Origin of the sequence: Bradyrhizobium sp. 17 (assembly GCF_023073515.1) — a bacterium.
Classification (GTDB): Bacteria; Pseudomonadota; Alphaproteobacteria; order Rhizobiales; family Xanthobacteraceae; genus Bradyrhizobium; species Bradyrhizobium canariense_D.
Genome location: NZ_JADPJQ010000087.1, coordinates 1 through 625, shown reverse-complemented (window position 1 = coordinate 625; position 625 = coordinate 1). Strand labels below are relative to the sequence as shown.

1 protein-coding gene is annotated in these 625 nt (G+C 58.6%); it reads left to right on the top strand.

Going from position 1 to position 625, the window contains the following annotated elements:
* Positions 1-408: transposase (locus IVB13_RS16815; RefSeq protein ID WP_247489724.1), on the top strand; the 408-nt coding region annotated here is incomplete at its 5' end.
* Positions 409-625 lie beyond the last annotated feature (217 nt).

The window sequence follows — 625 nt, the reverse complement described above, 5'->3', positions numbered from 1 at the left end:
GTGCGACGGTTCATGACGGCTCCTGGCGTCGGCCCGGTCACGGCCCTTTGCTTCCTTGCGACGATCGATGACCCCGCTCGCTTCAAGAGGTCACGAAGCGTCGGAGCCTACGCAGGGCTAACGACTCGCCGATACGCATCCGGGGAGATTGACTGGACGGGCCGAATCTCGAAATGCGGCGATAAGATGCTGCGAAGTTACCTCTACGAGGCGGCCAATGTGCTGCTGACGCGCGTAGCAAAATGGTCAGCACTAAAAGCGTGGGGTATTCGGCTTGCGAAACGAAGCGGCCTACGCAAAGCCAAGGTTGCGGTTGCCCGAAAACTTGCTGTCATTCTGCATCGGATGTGGATCGATGGTACCGAATTTAAATGGTCATCAAGGGATGCTGCTGATCAGCCTGCATAATGGATAACGAGTTCCCGCCGAACAGCGGGAGCGAACGTCCCTGCCGGGACGCTGGCGTTGGTGAGATCGCCCCTGGCTTTGCGGTGCTCGAAAGGGCAAAGCGCGCTTCACACATTGATCCGCTAACGTCATCTTACGCCATCATGCGGAGGGCACGCCCCTACCGCGGAGAGAACCATGGACCCGGCAAGGATGTTCAAGGAGAGCTTGACCTCAC